Genomic DNA, 15,261 nt, shown 5'->3' with positions numbered 1-15,261 from the left:
CTGCCATACGGCTGGGGCGGTGAGCTGCAAGCGGCAGAACAAGGTAAGCTACCGGGTGAATATCAGGATAGTCCGGGCCATACAGTCACGTCTTCGGCCTGAAGGTGCCGGCCCGGCTTTTTTCCTCGGGCGGGTTGGTGGCGGGCACTACCAGCACGGGTACGGGGCTTTCGTGCATCACCTGCACGGTCACGCTCTTATGGAATAGCTCGCCCAGGTAGCTGCGCGGGCGCGCCATCATCACCACCATATCGGCCTGGGTATCGCGTATGCCCTCGAAGACGCCATCGGCGGGGTTCTTCGACTGGTAGCCCCGCAGGCTGGGCTCGGGCATGCCCTCGAGCAGGCCGCTCCGCTTCACGGCCTGCAGGGCGTGGGCGCAGCTTTCGTCCTCCTCCAGCACCGAGACGTGGGCCACGGTCACGCCCTGCGTGCCCACGCTGCCCAGCAGCAGGTGCACCGCATCGGCCGGGCCCGCCGTGTTAAACTCTTCGGTATCGGCCGCTACCAGCACTTTCTGAGCGGGGTTGTGCGCCTTGCTACCCAGCGGCACCAGCAGAATGGGGATGTGCGCGGCCTGCAGCAGCTCCAGCACAATGGTGCTCAGCTGCTCGGGGCCGGTGGGGTCGGGCGCCGGGCGGCCTATCACGAACAGGGCCGGATGGTAGCGGGCCAGCATGTCGCGGGCTACGTCGGGCAGCAGGTCGGTGGCAATTTCCACCGAGGCCGGCGACCACAGCTGCTCGGCCTGGCGCTGCAGCAGCGTTTCAATCTCCTTCTCCCCTTCCAGCTCCTGCCGCCGCCAGCCTTCCCCCGCAAACACGTAGGGGTCGAACAGTGCCACGCGGTTGGCGTGCAGCAGCACCACCTGCCCGCCTAGCGCGCCGGCCAGCACGTCGGCATACTGCACCGCCTGCTGCGCGGCCGGATAAAAGCTGGTCATCACTATCAGCGAAATATTCATGGCTAGGGGGCTTTGGGCTGGTGAATGGGAGTGAATGTGGAAAACGGCGGGAGAACTTGGAGCCCAATCCGAAGTTGAGCCGCGTTTCTCTGCTGAAGTCGAAATATCAGATAAAGTGTTAATCCTTAGCCGGCAGCAACAGGATGGGAAGCGCCGATTCGCCAATGAGCTGGGCCGTGACACTGCGATGAAACAGGCTGCCCAGCAGGCTATGGCGCCGGGCTACTACCACTAGCATATCGGCATCGAGCTCGGTGGCTCCCTGCATGATGCCCTGCGCCGGGTGGGAGTGGTACAGTATCCGGGGCTCGGCATCCTTGGTCAGCGCATCGAAGCCGCTTTCTCGAATGGCATGCGTCACCCGCAGCTGGTCTTCCTGGCGCTGGTCTCTCTCATTGCTTACGTACAGCACGGTGAGGGTGCTGTCGGGCAGGGCTTCCAGCAGTTGAGCCACTATGTTCTGGTGTTCATAAAGCACAAAGTCGTTGCCGTCGACGGCCATCACCAGGCGGCGCGGCGTAAAGCCAGCCCAACCCACCGTGGGCACTATCAGCAACGGATAGGGCACAGTGCGCAGCAAATCCATGGCCGCCCCGGCGATGATTTCGACCGGCGTGGCGGCGGTACCGGGCCGGCCCAATACCAGCATCTGGGGTTTGTGGTGGCGCACGGCCTCCGCCACGGCATCGGTCAGAAAGTCATCTGATATCTCCACCTCGGTGGGCACGGGCTGGCTGCTGGCCAGCTGTTTAAGCGCCCGCTCGGCTTCGCTGGCATCGTGCCGCTCGCTCTTGGCGTACTCTTCCGGCGAGAGCAGGCCGTCGTGCCGCACGTGCAGCAGCACCAGGTGGGCCTTCAGGGGCACGGCCAGCCCCGCCGCAAAGGCCAGGGCCCGGTTGGATACGGCAAAGAAATCAGTGAGAACTACGATGGCAGGTGTCATGGCAAGAAGGGAAAAAGGGCTTAGTAAGACCCGGCGTAGGCATCCATCTCACTTCCGTAGTTGCGGGCCAGGCCGGCGGCTTCTGTGAGGGTATCATCAAGCAGCAGGCTGGCCGGCTTCCCGCGACATATTGGGCTGGATATAGCCGGTGGGCCGCTGATGAGCATGCGAACCGTAGCGGGTAGCCGTGGCAAGCTCGGCAGCATTCTGAAAAAGCCGGGGGCTGAAGTTTTCAACGAAGGATAGTTCATAGCTCAGCTTATTAGTGATAAACTGTGAATTTACATCATTAATACCGGAACATCTTTACTTGAGGCCAAGTTTATGTGCCTTGGCTTTCGGCTGAAGTGGAAGTTTTTGCCGCAGCATGCACTTGCAGGTGGTTGTTCACGTCGCGGGCCCCGCAGTCGTAGGCTTCGGTGGCGGCGCGCTTGCGCTCGACCCACGTTTCCACGGTGCCGGTGAGGGTCACGCGGCCATCGACTACCGTGATGCTTATGTCCTGGTCGTGCAGCATGGCCGACCAGTAGAAGTGCGTGCGAATGCGCTGCTCCATCACAAAGTCGGGTTCGGTGCTGCTCAGTGGCGAGGGTGTGTGGCGCCCCCACGAAGGCCGACGACGGCGCAAAAGGCTCGTCGCGGGCGGCCGAAAGGCGCACGTGGTTTACCAGCTCCACCACGCCATTGACGCCGCTGGCCACTTCCTCGGCCCGCTCCTGGTCGAAGTGCGAGTCGACGGTGCCGTAGAGCTGGGCCTTGCCGTTGCTCACATTCACCGTGAAGGTGTAGCGGCCCAGAAACGAATCGGCGGCAAGCGCCACCTTCACCTGCTGTTGGATGTGGCCATCGGTGGCGGCCTGCGGGGCGCGCACCTGCAGCAGGTTGTGCACGTCCCACACGCCCACCACGTTGCGGGCGTCGAGCCTCGGCGGCCTGGCGGGCCTGCAGGTTGCTCACCGACCCCGACAGCGTGACCTCACCGCCCCGCACCCGCACCGTGGGCGCGTGCTGCCGCACCCGCGGGTCGTAGCGGTAGGTGTCGCGGATGGCCTCGGCAATGGCCTCGTCGGCCTTGGGGGTGAATTTTTCGCGCCGCAGGGCTTTGTCGAAGGCCCAGTACGCCACCACCAAATCGCGGGCGTCCACGCGGGTCGCGCCGGCCACGTAGGCCAGGGCCACCACCTGGTCGCGCTCCACGTTGGTGCCCACCGTGCCGGAGAGGTGCACCACGCCGTGCTCGGTGCGAATGTCGACCAGCGCGCTTTTCACGCGGATGTCCCAAATGAGAAACTCCCGAATCTGGGCCGTTATTTCCTCGTCGGAGTTGATGACGTCGCCGCCGCGCACGCGCAGGTGGTCGATAACCTGGCGCACGCCCGGCACCCCGTTTACCACTCGCAGCACCAGGCGGGCTTCGGCCCAGGTTTGCAGCGTGCCGTCGAGGGTCACTTTCCCGTCGTGGGCGTGGCAGCGCACGTTGTATTCGCCGGCGGCCGGGTCCTGCCGGATGGCGTGCTCCACGCGCAGCTGCAGCTCCTCGTCGGGCACGTCCTGCGTGCGGATGCTGATTTCGGTGATAACGCCCCGCACGCCGCGCACGGCCTTGGCAATGTCAACCGCCCGCTCGCGGGAAAGCAGGCTGTCGGTGAAGCCCACCAGCTCCACGATGCCATGGCGGCAGGTGGTTTTGAGCAGGTACGAGCAAACCCCCTTCTTCATGAGCAGCATTTCTACCGCCGCCGTGATGTCGGCATCGGAGAGGCGGTCCTCCATGGCTGGATAAGCAGGTTTCGGATTCATGGGGGTGAAGAAAAAGGCGACCTGAGCAGGGGCCGAAACCGGGCAGAGCCAGCGACGGCCGCCCGAGCTGCACAGCCCCTGGCCAGTGCAAAAGGAAATCGAAAACCCGCCCTACGCGCTGTGAAGGGGCATATGAGCTGAGCTGCGGCCGCGCAATCCGAACATCGCCAAAGACGCCACCGCGAGGTAAATCAGGGCCACGGGCAGCATGGCAAGCCAAAACGAGGTAGTAAGCATGACTGTAAAAGCTGAGGTGATGCCAGTGCCGCTGGCCCGGCCTGCCAGGCAGGTTGACTATTGCAAAAATGCCCGATGCACTTGCATTAAGCCTTGACTACTATCAAGGTTGACTTTGATTTTAGTCAACACACAGTTCCGCCGGCCCAACCGAACTTTGGTACCGGCGGGGTCTTGTAAATTGAGCCGGCGCCCGCGATTTTTCCTCCGGCCGCCCCCGGCTTTCCCACTTAACCTCATGCTGCCTTCGCCTCCCGCATCCGTGCCGATGACTGCCGAGCTCGCCGGGCTGGAACCGGCCGAAGTGCTGCAGCAGCGCCTCGCTTTCGGGGCCAACATCCTCGCGCCGGCCCGCAATAACCGCCTGGCAACCCTGGTGCGCGGTGTGGTGCTCGAGCCCATGTTTGTGCTGCTGGTGGTAACGGCCGGGGTGTACCTGGCAATTGGCAGCTACCACGAAGCCGTTGTGCTGCTGTGTGCTACGGGCCTGGTGGCCGGTATCTCGCTCTACCAGGAAGCCCGCAGCGACCGCGCCCTGCAGGCGCTGCAGCAGCTGACCCGGCCGCATGCCCGCGTGCGCCGCTCGGGCCGCGAAGCCGCCATACCCACCACCGAAGTCGTGGTGGGCGACCTGCTGCTGGTAGCCGAAGGCGAACAGGTGGCGGCCGATGGCCTGGTGCTCGATGCCCACGACCTGCAAGCCGACGAGTCTTTTCTGACGGGCGAGTCTTTGCCCGTCACCAAAACCGCCGATGGCCAGCAGCAGCTTTTGGCCGGCTCTTCGGTGTACGGCGGCACGGCCGTGCTGCGCGTGACGGCGGTGGGGCCGGCCACCCGCCTGGGGCGCATCGGTGGGCTGATTGGCGATGTTAAAACCCCACCCACGCCCCTGCAGCAGCAGGTGGGGGCGTTTGTGCGGCGCATGGCCCTCGTCGGGGCGGTGGCTTTCGTGCTCGTGTGGGTTTACAACTGGTGGGAATCGGGCAGTATGGTGCACGGGCTGCTGCACGGGCTCACCCTGGCCATGGCCATTTTGCCGGAGGAGATTCCCGTGGCGCTTTCTTCTTTTATGGCCCTGGGGGCCTGGCGGCTTATGCAGCTGGGCATCATCACCAAGCGCCCCCAAACCGTGGAAACCCTGGGCTCAGCCACCGTCATCGGCGTGGACAAAACCGGCACACTCACGCAAAACCGCATGAGCTTGAGCCAGCTCTACTGCCCGGGCGAGCCGTTGCCCCAGGCTTTTGAGGAAGGCCAGGCGCTGGGCCCAGCGGCCCGGCAGGCTGGTGGCCACGGCCATGTGGGCGAGCGAGCCCCAGCCCTTCGACCCCATGGAGCAAGCCCTGCACCAGGCCTACGCCCAAACCGCCGCGCCCGACGAGCGGCCCGACTACCACATGGTGCACGAGTACCCGCTCGACGGCCGCCCACCCATGATGACGCACGTCTTTGCCGACGCCTCCGGCCACCGCATCGTGGCGTGCAAGGGCGCTGCCGAAGGCATCGTTGAACGTTGCCACTTGCCGGCAACGGCCCAGGCCGCCGTCCTGGAAGTTTTAACCCAGATGGCCGCCACCGGCCTGCGGGTACTTGGAGTGGCGCACTGCCCCGCTCCGCCGCCCACTTTCCCCGACGACCAGGAAGATTTCAATTGGGAATTTGTGGGGCTGGTGGCTTTTCCGACCCGCCCAAGCCCACCAGCGCCGCTGTGCTCCGGCAGTTTTACGAGGCCGGCCTGCAAGTGAAGATGATAACCGGCGACAACGCCCTCACGGCCGCGGCCATCGCCCGTCAGGTAGGCCTGCGCCACCCCGAGCCCGTGCTCACCGGCACTGAAGTGCTGGCACTGGACCCCACTACCCTGCAGCAGCGCGTAAGCGAAGTCGACTTGTACGCCCGCATGTTTCCGGAAGCCAAGCTGCGCGTGATTGAGGCCCTGAAGGCCAACGGAGAAGTAGTGGCCATGACCGGCGACGGCGTGAACGACGGCCCGGCCCTGAAAGCGGCCCACATCGGTGTGGCCATGGGCAAGCGCGGCACCGAGCTGGCGCGCGAGGCCGCGGCCCTGGTGTTGCGCGACGATGACCTGAGCGACATGGTCACCGCCATTGCCTTCGGACGCAAGATTTACAACAACCTCAAAAAGGCCGTCCAGTACATCATCACCATTCACATCCCGCTGATACTGACGGTGCTGGTGCCCTCCCTCCTGGCCTGGCAGTACGCGGTGCTGCTGGGACCCGTGCACGTCATTTTCCTGGAGCTGCTCATGGGGCCCACCTGCTCCATTGTTTTCGAAAACGAGCCCATGGAAGCGGGCACCATGCAGCGGCCGCCCCGGCCCGCCACCTCATCCTTTCTGCAGCTGCGGGAGCTGGGCGTCAGCATTGTACAAGGTCTGGTAGTAGCCGCCGGTGTGCTGGGCACGGCAGCCTACGCCATAGCCCAGGGCTATTCGGAAACGCTGACCCGCACGCTCACCTTCAGCACGCTGGTGCTGGCCAACGTGCTGCTCACCCTCGTCAGCCGCTCCCGGGGGCAGACGCTGCGCACCACCTGGCGCTACCACAACCCGCTGCTGCCCGCCATGCTCGGCCTCACGCTGCTGTTGCTGGCCCTGTGCCTGACGGTGCCGGCACTGCAGGAGTTTTTCCAGCTGCAGTCGCTCACCTGGCCACAGGCTCGCGGCCTGCGCAGGCGTGGCCGCCCTGAGCACGGGCTGGTTCGAGCTTTATAAAGCTGTAGCCAAGCCCCAATAAGCCACGGCTTTTGAATCAGCCAGTAATCAGGCGCCTCGCTAATTGAGCTGCGCAGGGGCCGACGACGCGGGAAAAAGCGCCTGCCGCAGCGCCTGGTCGCGCCGGTAGGGGTCGGCGTAAAGGTGAGCTTCCCGGCTTCGGCCGAGCAGGTGGCGTAGCGCACGTACAGCGGCATGGGCCGCTTCAGCCGGTAGTCCCGGGACTGCACCTGACGGGCACAGGCGGCCTCGTTGGGCAGCTGCTCCTTGCTCCCATCGCGGCGCAGCAGGTAAGCCGCCAGCTTCAGGGGCTGCTGCAGCCGGATGCAGCCGTGGCTGCTCAGGCCCCGCCCGGGCAGGGCAAACAGGTCGCGAAACGGCGTGTCGTGCAGGTAGATGGAATAGGGGTTTGGGAAGCGAAAAACGATGTTGCCCAGCGAATTGTCGCAGCCCGCCGACTGCCGGATGGTATAGGTGAAATTGCCCGGCGTCACCCGGCGCCAGTTGATGCCGTGTGAGTCCAGCACGGTGCCCCGCTCGCTGTAGAGCACCATGTTGTTACGCGCCAGGTAGTCGGGGTTTTTGCGGAGGGCGGGCAGAATTTCCTTAAGAGCAATGGAGCGGGGCACGTGCCAGTCGGGAGCCGTGGTGAAATAGGAGATGGCGCTGCTGAGCGTGGGGGTGGGCGTTTCGGGCTTGCCCACAATCACGCGGTGCTGCTGCACTACCCGGCCCCCGCGCACCACCTGCAGCGTGAAGGCCGGAATGTTGATGAGCACGTACTCGGCATCGGGAATTGCCTCCCAGCGCCAGCGCTCCAGATTTAGGGCGATTTGTTGGTTTTGGGCGTGCCAGCGGGCGGCAGTATCCGGCATCGGTGGTGCTTTGAAACGACGCGCCAGGGCCGCCTGCAGCTGCTGGTATTCGCGGTTCTGCGGCTGGCAGGCCTGCACGGCCGCTACCAGCCGGCCGCGGGCCAGGCCGGCGCGCAATGCCCTGGCCGGCTCAAAGGATGCTTTGCTCTCTTTTCCCGCGGCGACAGTGTTTGCGAACGCAAGCGGCCCCGGTACAAATCGAGCGTAAAGCGCAGGAGGGCGTCGCTCAGGTAAATCTCGAGCCGCGCCTGTTGCAGATGGTGCCGGGGCCCGGCCGGAAACCGGCTCAGCGAGTCGCGCAGAGCCGGCAGGCGCGAACCGCCGTAGTCGGCGGCACGCAGGCCATAGGCGGCCGCATCGGCCAGCAGGCCCAAAGCGTTGGTTGCATTGGGATTGATGCTGTCGGCGCCGGCCGTCCAGACCGGCTGGGGCGCCTCCCTGTAAAACGCTCGTACACTTGGCCCAACCTGCAAGCCCAATCGGGTATCTGCTTTCCCGATGCCGGTGGTGTCAACAGCCAGCAGCACCTTAAGCAGGCTATCGACCGAGGGCTCCGGAGCAGGCGGCGCAGCGAAAGCCTGCACCCGGCCCCGGCTATGCTGCTCCAACCCCGCTGGCTGAACGGTAGGCCGGCGCTGCCAGACCAGCAGAATGCCTACCAGCAAGATAGAAATCAGCGATACTATCCGGATGAACACCGTTTGGAAAGTTAGAAACCAGAACACCTGAAAGTGGCTGCGCCACCCTATTTCGGGTTACTGAACTGCTTATTCCTTAGCAGGAAACGGTGGAGGCTCACGCTTGATTACAGCGTTTCCATGGACATATCGAAGAGCTGCGTCTCGGCTACTAAACTCCATTCGGCTTGGCTCAATGGGGTTTCGGGGAGCGGGCTGCGGGTGGGGAGCAGCAGCACGGGTATGCACAGGTGGTAGGGATTGTGCCGCGTGGCCAGCGGATTAAAGAAGCGGCTCAGCAAACCGGCGTCGGCGGTGGCCAGCACCAGCAGGCTCGGCCGATTGCTGGGCGCAGAATTCGCTGATGCCGTCCAGGGCATCTTCGCAGGGCAGCAGGTTCACGGCCGCGCTGGGCAGGTAGGCGTGGGCTACCAGCAGGGCTTTTTAAGGGCACCAGGCCCGTGCCACCGGGCGGCTGCAGGTGCAGCAGGTCGAAGTGCGCGATGGCATTGCGGGCCATGGCCGGCAGCCACGCCAGCTGGCGGGCCTGAAAATGGGCAAAATCGCCGGCTATTACCACGTACGCGGGCAATTCCTGGGGGCCGGGAGGCACAATCAGGACGGGGCAGCTTAGGAGCTTCGGCCGCAGCGTGGAGGTGTCGCCGACGGCGGTGCACGAGGCGCAATTGGCCAGCCCGGTCACGATGAGGTTGGCCCGGTAGACAGCTACCGCCTGGGGCAGCACGTCAGCCATGGCATCGGTGGCCAGGTGGTAGGTATACTTAATGCGGCTTCCGCTCTGACGGTCCAATTCTTTAAAGCGCAGGCGCTCGACCAGTGCTTCGAGCCGGAGCAGCCCGGCCGTACGCTGCTCGGGGTGAGCTCATCGCCGCAGCCGCCCTGCACCAACACAATTTCGGCCGGGAGCCGCGCGGCCAGCTTGTTAGCATACACCAAGGCGTTGTCGGAAGCGGCCGTGAAGTCGATTGGAACAAGGATGGTTTTCATGGCGGCACCTTGAGTGAGGGAAGTGGGGGCCTGGCGTCGGCAGGAATGCAGCAGAATTCTGCTCAGTAGCAACCGGGCCACCCAGCTAAAGACTTAGCCCAACAAGGCGGGTTGCTTGGCGGCGGGTAGCGCAACGAGGTCGGCGAGGCAGGAATCAACCGGCCCAGACGGGAAGCAGAAAGCAAGCATGTCCGGCGGGGAATTACGCTGGTACAGTCTATACTGGCTGCAATTATCAGAAAAGCCAGGGCAAACGCCATGACGCAAGTCAAGCCAGGACATGATTTGCGTTAAAAAAGCTGCCGGCGCAGGATGGCATCCTGGCCGTAGACATCGGGGTAAAACCGCAGCTTGCCCGCGATTACCGCGCAGGTGGCGTAGCGCACGTGCAGCGGCACCGGCCGCATGAGGTAAAAGCTGCGCGGCGTGGGCGCTACTTCGCATTCGGCCTCGGTGGGTAGGGCCGCGCGGGCCGTGTCGGGGCCCAGTAGGTAGGCGGCCAGCCGCATGGGACGGTCCAGGTGCATGCAGCCTTGCTCCAGCGCTCGGTACGGGCGCTCAAATTCCCGGAATTCCGACGCATCGCTCAGGTACAAACCGTAGGGATTCCTGAAGTGGAAAATAATGTTGCCCAGCAGGTTGCCACAGCCCGGGTTCTGGCGAATGGTGTACGGAAAGTTCTTCGGCGTGACCTTGAGCCAGTTCACCGCGGTGGGCTTTACCTGCTGGCCCTTGGCGTTATAGAGCGTGTAGTTGTTCTCGGCCAGAAAGTCCTGGTCGGAACCGGCACGGGCGTTGGCTTGCAGGTAGGGCAGGATTTGGCGGGTGGCGATGCTTTGCGGAACGTGCCATTCCGGCGCCACCGTGAAGGAGGTAAACCGGCTGCTGAACGTGGGCGTCGGCGTGCCGGGCTTGCCGATAATGACGCGGTGCGCGTGCAGCACCCGGCCGCGGCGCACCACTTCGAGCCGGTAGGCGGGCAGGTTCACCAGCACGTATTCGGCGTCGGGAATGGCCTGCCAGCGCCAGCGCTCCAGATTGAGGGCCAGCTGCTGGGCTTGCCGGAGCCGGGCCGGAGTGGCGGGTCCGGTCGATTCTTTCCGCCAGCGGGCCAGGGCTTTTTGCAGCTGTTGGTACTCGCGGTGCTGGGGCTGGCAGCGCAGCAGGGCCACCTGGAATTGAGGCGCGGCCTGCGCCTGAGCCACCCACGCCGCGGGCTGAAACGAGTTGCCTTTCCGTTCCAGGGGGAGGCCACCTGGGCGTGGAGTTGGCCGCGGCGCAGGTGCCGCACAAAGCGCAGCAGGCCATCGGTAAGAAGCACGTCGAAGCGCGCTTGCCGGTCTACCTGCACGGGCAGGGGCGCCGGCAGCCCGAGCGAGTCGGCCAAGGCCTGAAGCGTGGCGGAGTGGTAGCGCTGGGGCTGCAAGCCATAGTCCGCGGCCTGCGCCAGCAGCGAGAGGGCCGCCTGCCCGGTGGCATTGGGCTGGGCGCCCGCAGTCCAGGCCGGCTGGAAATTTCGTCGGCTATAAAAACTGGCCGCCTGGGTTGGCTCGGCCAGTGCCCCGAAGCCAGTCGAACGGGCCGCCGTATCGAACCGGGCCTTGATGCGTTCGGCCACCGAGTCGGCCGCAGCTAAAGTGCGCATGGGCTGTTGCTGCACGCCGGCGGACTGGCCACTGGCTGGCCAAAGCGCCGGAGCCACCAGCGACAGGGCCACAACCAGCAACAAACACGCAGACATTCGCATACCTCCAGGCAAAAGATGAGATAAATCCCCGTCGCGCCTTTCGCTTCGGTACCTGCTTTTGAAACAAAGCCGGATTGAAAGTCAGCTCAATTTTGTAGCGCAAAGCACTTAATTGGCTGAGCTCGCCTGGTAATCTTATGCCCGAGCCTTGGGCGTTGAGTGGCCCGCGTGCCGCCACCATGCTCTGGGCAGAAACCTGCGGCAACCGCACAAGCAAATATTTACCAGATGCTTGCCCAGGCCGGCAAGTGTGAGAAGGGGGATGGTACTAGTGAGCGACTTGGGCCAAAAGTAGCTTTTGCATCTGCAGAGCTTCCATGATGCTCCTCAACTCATTATCTGACCTTTGTCAAGCCTGAAATGCTGGAAGCCTGCAGCCTGCATGAATAACTACTGAGCTGGTGAGGATAGCCGCCGAGCAACGCCGCAGCATCTGTTTCCAAAACGCCAAGAGCCTATACCAATAGGCCATCAAGCTGAGCGCAGTACGCCAGACTCCGCTAGCGAGCAGAGCTTAAGTCAATTGAGCAAAGTTATTGATAGACATAATCTTGCTCAGGGACATGCGTCGGTTAGCGGCCGATATTTGACAGGCATTTACTATGGAGCACCCCGAGGCCACCGCTGCGTTTGTGGTACAGTACCAGGATGCAGGATGGGTAGCTCAATAGCCTGCTTCCGGCCCAGTACACATCTCCAGTTGGCTGCATTTGCTCGTTTACCCGTCACCCGCTTCGCTCATGACAACCTCCGCATTAACTCTGGGAATCCTGCTGGTTGTGCTTCCGGCCTGTACCACAGAATCTGAGCCGACAAACCCGAACGACAGCGGTGCTTTACCCCGGAAACGGAGGGTAACAATATCATAAAGCCAGCGGCAGGCCACCGCGCAGACACGATAATAGTCAAAGGCCGGAAAAGCAACCGCCAGCGGGCTAAGCAATAATGGCAGCGAGCCGGTGCAATGCGAGGTGGCGCTGCTACCTCTCGCCTGCCGCATAAGCTCGAAAAAACAACAGGTACACGCCCATCACCCACCCAATGGACCCAACCCAGCCGGCGGCTACATCAGAGGCATAGTGCGCGCCGAGGTACATCCGGGCCACGCCCATGGCCGCTGCCCACGTGGTGCCCAGGGCAAAGGCCAGCCAGCGCCAGCGTGTGGGCCAAAGCAGGAGAATAAGCGCCGTAGCGAGGGCCGCCGCTGCAATGGCATGGCCGCTCGGAAAGGAGTACACCGTGGCCGGAATAGGAGGCTCATCAACGAGGGGAGCCCACTCGGCGGGGCGGGTTCGCTCGAGCCAGGCTTTCACGGTAAGGTGCAGCACCCAGGTACCGCCCATGCTGGCGCCCACCAGCCCGGCCTGCCAGCGTTGCCGGGCCAGCAGCAGCCCTCCTATCAGCCCCAGGCAAAACGTCCACATGGCCACCGTGCCGCCCAGGCGGGAAAGCAGCACCGCCCCGGCATCGAGGGAAGGGTGCCGGTGGGCTTGCAGCCAGGCCAGTATGGCTTTGTCGCGCACGAAACCCTCGCTTTGCCACACATTCTCCGCCAAATCCACGAATATCAGCCACGGAATCAGCCACCCCAGCACCAGCAGGCCCAGCCCGGCCTGGTGGCGCCGAAGCCAGTACAGCGTGTCAATCACAAAGCGCGGACTGGCCATAACCGTAATACCTGCCGGATAGGGACGCGCAAGCAGCCCCATGCTTTATCGTTTTCCCTCAGAACGGCGTGTGCGCATTCTCGTTAGGGGCCAGAAGTTACCTAAAGCTTCAGGCATTTGAAAATAATAGTTTCGGAATACCTCTCCACCCAAGGAAGGACAAGTAAAAAAGTGGAGCCGGGCCAGCTGCCTTCCCTCAGGCTATTTTCTGCGGCCCTGGCCCGTTTTCGACGCATAAACTATAGCTGTGTTTTGAAGGAATGAGCATTATCGCGACCTTACACAATCCTATAGGTCGCGGCAGCGCGGCAACCCGAGCAGGAGCTGCCCAAGCGCGTAGTTATGACGGACCAACCTCTCGACACTTCGTTTAACAGCCGGCACGCCGCCGAGGTGGCCGAGCCTGCTGGCCGAGCTCACCGGCCTTCGCCAGGAGCTGGTGGACGCTGCGGCGCAAGCCGCTGGCCGGCTAACCCCAGTACATCCGGCCTTCCGCGGCAGCGCCCGGAACCTGCTGCACTACCTGGCCCTGCGCCGCCGCGACCTGCGCCCCTGCAGCAGCGGCTGGCCGTGCTGGGCCTCTCGTCGCTGGGCCGCGCCGAAGCCCACGCCCTGGCCAGTGTCGAAGCGGTGTGGGCCGTGCTGCACGAGCTGGCCCACCCCGGGGCGCCCGACCCGTGGCCCGCCAGCCCGGACGCCCCAACCTTCGCGGGGGCGCCCTGCTGCTGGCCCAACACAGCGAGGCCGTGCTGGGGCCGGTGCCCGCCAGCCGGGGCGTGCGCATTATGGTCACCTTGCCCACCGAGGCGGCTACGGATTATAACCTGGTGCGGGAGCTGCTGCGCGAAGGCACTGATTGCGTGCGCATCAACTGCGCGCACGACGACGTGGCCGTGTGGCAGCAGATGATAGCGCACCTGCGCCGCGCCGAGCAGGAAACCGGCAAAACCTGCAAGCTCTGCATGGACCTGGGCGGCGCCAAGCTGCGCACCGCGGGCCTCCCGCCGGGCCCGGCCGTGCTGCGCCTCAACCCCACCCGCGACGATTTTGGGCGGGTACTGGCCCCGACCCACCTGTGGCTGACCAGCCAGGAACACCCCGCGCCGGCCCCGACGCTGCCGGCCGCCAGCCTGGCCCTGCCGCAGGCCTGGCTGCAGAATCTACGCCCCGGCGAGGTTATCCGGTTCCGGGATGTGCGGGGCAGCCGGCGCAAGCTGCGGGTGCGCAGCGGCGGGGAGGCCGGCTGGTGGGTTGAGCTGAAAAAACCGCCTACCTGGCTCCCGAAATCAAGTTCTCGGCCCACCATTCTAAGGCGACCCTGCTTCGGCTGCCACGCCTCGAAGCTGCGCTGCTGCTCTACCCCGGCGATGTGCTGCAGCTCACCCGCCGGCCACTGCCCCTCGCCCCCTCGACCCGCCCCTGGCCATTGGCTGCTCGCTGCCGGAGGTGCTTGAGCACGTGCAGCCAGGCGAGCGGGTGTGGTTCGACGACGGCAAAATTGGCGGCGTGGTGGAGCAGGTGGAGCCCGACACCCTGCACGTGCGCATCACCCAGGCCCGGCTGAAGGGCGAGAAGCTGCGCAACGACAAGGGCATCAACCTGCCCGACACCCGGCTGCCCCTGCCGTCGCTGACCGCCCAAGACCTGGAGGACCTGGCCTTCGTAGTTCAACACGCCGATATGGTGGGGCTGTCTTTTGCCAGCAGCCCGGCCGACGTGGAGCAGCTCCAGCACCACCTGGCCCAACTCACCGACCGGCCCGTGTCCATCATCCTCAAAATCGAAACGCAGCGGGGCTTCGAGCAGCTGCCAGTCCTTTTGCTGAGCGCTATGCAGGCGCGTAGCTGCGGCGTGATGATTGCCCGCGGCGACCTGGCCGTGGAGTGTGGCTTTGAGCGGCTGGCCGAGGTGCAGGAAGAAATCCTGTGGCTGTGCGAAGCGGCCCACGTGCCGGCCATCTGGGCCACGCAGGTGCTCGAAAGCCTGGCCAGCGGTGGCCTGCCTTCGCGCGCCGAAATCAGCGACGCGGCGATGAGCGACCGGGCCGAGTGCGTCATGCTCAACAAGGGCCCGCGGGTGGTGCAGGCCGTGCAAACCCTCGACGGCATCTTCCGGCGCATGCAGCAGCACCAGCACAAGAAAAGCGCCATGCTCCGGAGCCTGCACGTAGCCCAACTCCTGCCCGAACCAGACCCGGCGCGGCTATGAAATTAATCGGCTTTAGGGCAATGAATGTCGGGCGCCCGGCGTTAAGCTGAACTCTTGGGCCGACATTTGCGGAACTAAGAAGCCTAGGGATGGCCTTACCCTAGCGGCCCGCTTCCCGTTTGGCCTTGCCAAGTTTTTGCTTTTCTCCACTTTTGCTTTTGCCCTTGCAACCACCCGCCACCGTCGACCCCACCCGCATCAACCTCCAGTCCACCATTGCCGTGAACTACTGGTGCCAGGCCATGCGCTGCTCCGAAACCCAGCTCCGCAATGCCGTGCTGGCCGTTGGCACCCTGCCCGCCGACGTGCAAGCCTACCTCAATCGCTAAGCCAGCGGTGCCCGGCCAGCTTTGCGCTTGAAATTGAGCTAAACCTGAACATGGCCAACGTCGGGCCGG

The 15,261-nt window shown here is 64.3% G+C and carries 17 protein-coding genes and 4 pseudogenes; 6 read left to right on the top strand and 15 right to left on the bottom strand.

The genetic code is table 11. The features are described 5' to 3' along the window. Positions 1–85: 85 nt before the first annotated feature. The 6 genes and pseudogenes from ACFQT0_RS29115 to ACFQT0_RS29090 all read right to left on the bottom strand — a co-directional run. Positions 86–964: a universal stress protein gene (locus tag ACFQT0_RS29115; protein WP_380206842.1), complete on the bottom strand. Its 879-nt coding sequence runs from the start codon at positions 962–964 to the stop codon at positions 86–88. A gap of 118 nt (positions 965–1,082) precedes the next feature. After that, positions 1,083–1,907, bottom strand: a complete 825-nt coding sequence (locus ACFQT0_RS29110) for a universal stress protein (protein ID WP_380206840.1) — start codon at positions 1,905–1,907, stop codon at positions 1,083–1,085. 20 nt (positions 1,908–1,927) lie between these two features. Then, entirely contained in the window at positions 1,928–2,074 is a 147-nt protein-coding gene (locus ACFQT0_RS29105) for a hypothetical protein (protein WP_380206838.1), read from the bottom strand. A 155-nt stretch (positions 2,075–2,229) separates the two neighbouring features. Next, positions 2,230–2,463: a BON domain-containing protein gene (locus ACFQT0_RS29100; protein ID WP_380206836.1), complete on the bottom strand. Its 234-nt coding sequence runs from the start codon at positions 2,461–2,463 to the stop codon at positions 2,230–2,232. Positions 2,464–2,617: 154 nt separating this feature from the next. Further along, positions 2,618–2,728: pseudogene (locus ACFQT0_RS29095) on the bottom strand (hypothetical protein); the annotation flags it as partial. A 112-nt stretch (positions 2,729–2,840) separates the two neighbouring features. Then, a pseudogene (locus ACFQT0_RS29090) lies at positions 2,841–3,680 on the bottom strand (BON domain-containing protein); the annotation flags it as partial. Between the two features lie 502 nt (positions 3,681–4,182). Here ACFQT0_RS29090 and ACFQT0_RS29085 point away from each other — a divergent pair. The 3 genes and pseudogenes from ACFQT0_RS29085 to ACFQT0_RS29075 all read left to right on the top strand — a co-directional run. Beyond that, a pseudogene (locus tag ACFQT0_RS29085) lies at positions 4,183–5,112 on the top strand (HAD-IC family P-type ATPase); the annotation flags it as partial. Between the two features lie 130 nt (positions 5,113–5,242). Beyond that, positions 5,243–5,689 carry a hypothetical protein gene (locus tag ACFQT0_RS29080; protein WP_380206834.1) on the top strand — a complete coding sequence of 149 codons (447 nt, stop codon included), beginning with the start codon at positions 5,243–5,245 and terminating at the stop codon, positions 5,687–5,689. Next, complete coding sequence (locus ACFQT0_RS29075; RefSeq protein WP_380206832.1) at positions 5,653–6,681, top strand: HAD-IC family P-type ATPase; 1,029 nt, start codon at positions 5,653–5,655, stop codon at positions 6,679–6,681. Before ACFQT0_RS29080 ends, ACFQT0_RS29075 begins: the two co-directional genes overlap by 37 nt. A gap of 293 nt (positions 6,682–6,974) precedes the next feature. Here the strand turns inward: ACFQT0_RS29075 and ACFQT0_RS29070 are convergent. The 9 genes and pseudogenes from ACFQT0_RS29070 to ACFQT0_RS29030 all read right to left on the bottom strand — a co-directional run. Further along, positions 6,975–7,556 (bottom strand): annotated as a pseudogene (locus tag ACFQT0_RS29070) (L,D-transpeptidase family protein); the annotation flags it as partial. A gap of 83 nt (positions 7,557–7,639) precedes the next feature. Continuing rightward, positions 7,640–8,281, bottom strand: a complete 642-nt coding sequence (locus ACFQT0_RS29065; RefSeq protein ID WP_380206831.1) for a hypothetical protein — start codon at positions 8,279–8,281, stop codon at positions 7,640–7,642. Positions 8,282–8,361: 80 nt separating this feature from the next. Beyond that, the gene (locus tag ACFQT0_RS29060) at positions 8,362–8,559 is read right to left on the bottom strand and encodes a hypothetical protein (RefSeq protein ID WP_380206829.1); all 198 of its coding nucleotides are present in this window, start codon (positions 8,557–8,559) and stop codon (positions 8,362–8,364) included. Then, entirely contained in the window at positions 8,529–8,987 is a 459-nt protein-coding gene (locus ACFQT0_RS29055) for a hypothetical protein (RefSeq protein WP_380206827.1), read from the bottom strand. Before ACFQT0_RS29055 ends, ACFQT0_RS29060 begins: the two co-directional genes overlap by 31 nt. Next, positions 8,960–9,241 carry a universal stress protein gene (locus ACFQT0_RS29050; RefSeq protein WP_380206825.1) on the bottom strand — a complete coding sequence of 94 codons (282 nt, stop codon included), beginning with the start codon at positions 9,239–9,241 and terminating at the stop codon, positions 8,960–8,962. The genes ACFQT0_RS29055 and ACFQT0_RS29050 overlap by 28 nt, the downstream gene beginning before the upstream one ends. A 290-nt stretch (positions 9,242–9,531) precedes the next feature. Beyond that, entirely contained in the window at positions 9,532–10,185 is a 654-nt protein-coding gene (locus ACFQT0_RS29045) for a hypothetical protein (protein ID WP_380206966.1), read from the bottom strand. Positions 10,186–10,226: 41 nt separating this feature from the next. Continuing rightward, the gene (locus ACFQT0_RS29040) at positions 10,227–10,982 is read right to left on the bottom strand and encodes a hypothetical protein (protein ID WP_380206823.1); all 756 of its coding nucleotides are present in this window, start codon (positions 10,980–10,982) and stop codon (positions 10,227–10,229) included. A 986-nt stretch (positions 10,983–11,968) separates the two neighbouring features. Beyond that, positions 11,969–12,655, bottom strand: coding sequence for a phosphatase PAP2 family protein (locus ACFQT0_RS29035; RefSeq protein WP_380206821.1), 687 nt, complete (start codon positions 12,653–12,655; stop codon positions 11,969–11,971). 519 nt (positions 12,656–13,174) lie between these two features. Next, complete coding sequence (locus tag ACFQT0_RS29030) at positions 13,175–13,315, bottom strand: hypothetical protein (protein WP_380206820.1); 141 nt, start codon at positions 13,313–13,315, stop codon at positions 13,175–13,177. 17 nt (positions 13,316–13,332) lie between these two features. Between ACFQT0_RS29030 and ACFQT0_RS29025 the strand changes: the two genes are divergently transcribed. The 3 genes from ACFQT0_RS29025 to ACFQT0_RS29015 all read left to right on the top strand — a co-directional run bounded on the left by ACFQT0_RS29025 (position 13,333) and on the right by ACFQT0_RS29015 (position 15,192). Next, positions 13,333–14,109, top strand: coding sequence for a pyruvate kinase (locus ACFQT0_RS29025; RefSeq protein ID WP_380206818.1), 777 nt, complete (start codon positions 13,333–13,335; stop codon positions 14,107–14,109). Beyond that, positions 14,102–14,863, top strand: a complete 762-nt coding sequence (locus ACFQT0_RS29020; protein WP_380206816.1) for a pyruvate kinase — start codon at positions 14,102–14,104, stop codon at positions 14,861–14,863. The genes ACFQT0_RS29025 and ACFQT0_RS29020 overlap by 8 nt, the downstream gene beginning before the upstream one ends. A gap of 164 nt (positions 14,864–15,027) precedes the next feature. Then, positions 15,028–15,192, top strand: coding sequence for a DUF3606 domain-containing protein (locus tag ACFQT0_RS29015; protein WP_380206814.1), 165 nt, complete (start codon positions 15,028–15,030; stop codon positions 15,190–15,192). The last annotated feature ends 69 nt before the right edge of the window (positions 15,193–15,261 follow it).

The sequence above is a fragment of the Hymenobacter humi genome (assembly GCF_042665855.1).
Lineage (GTDB): Bacteria > Bacteroidota > Bacteroidia > Cytophagales > Hymenobacteraceae > Hymenobacter > Hymenobacter humi.
This window is presented reverse-complemented; position numbering and strand designations above follow the sequence as displayed.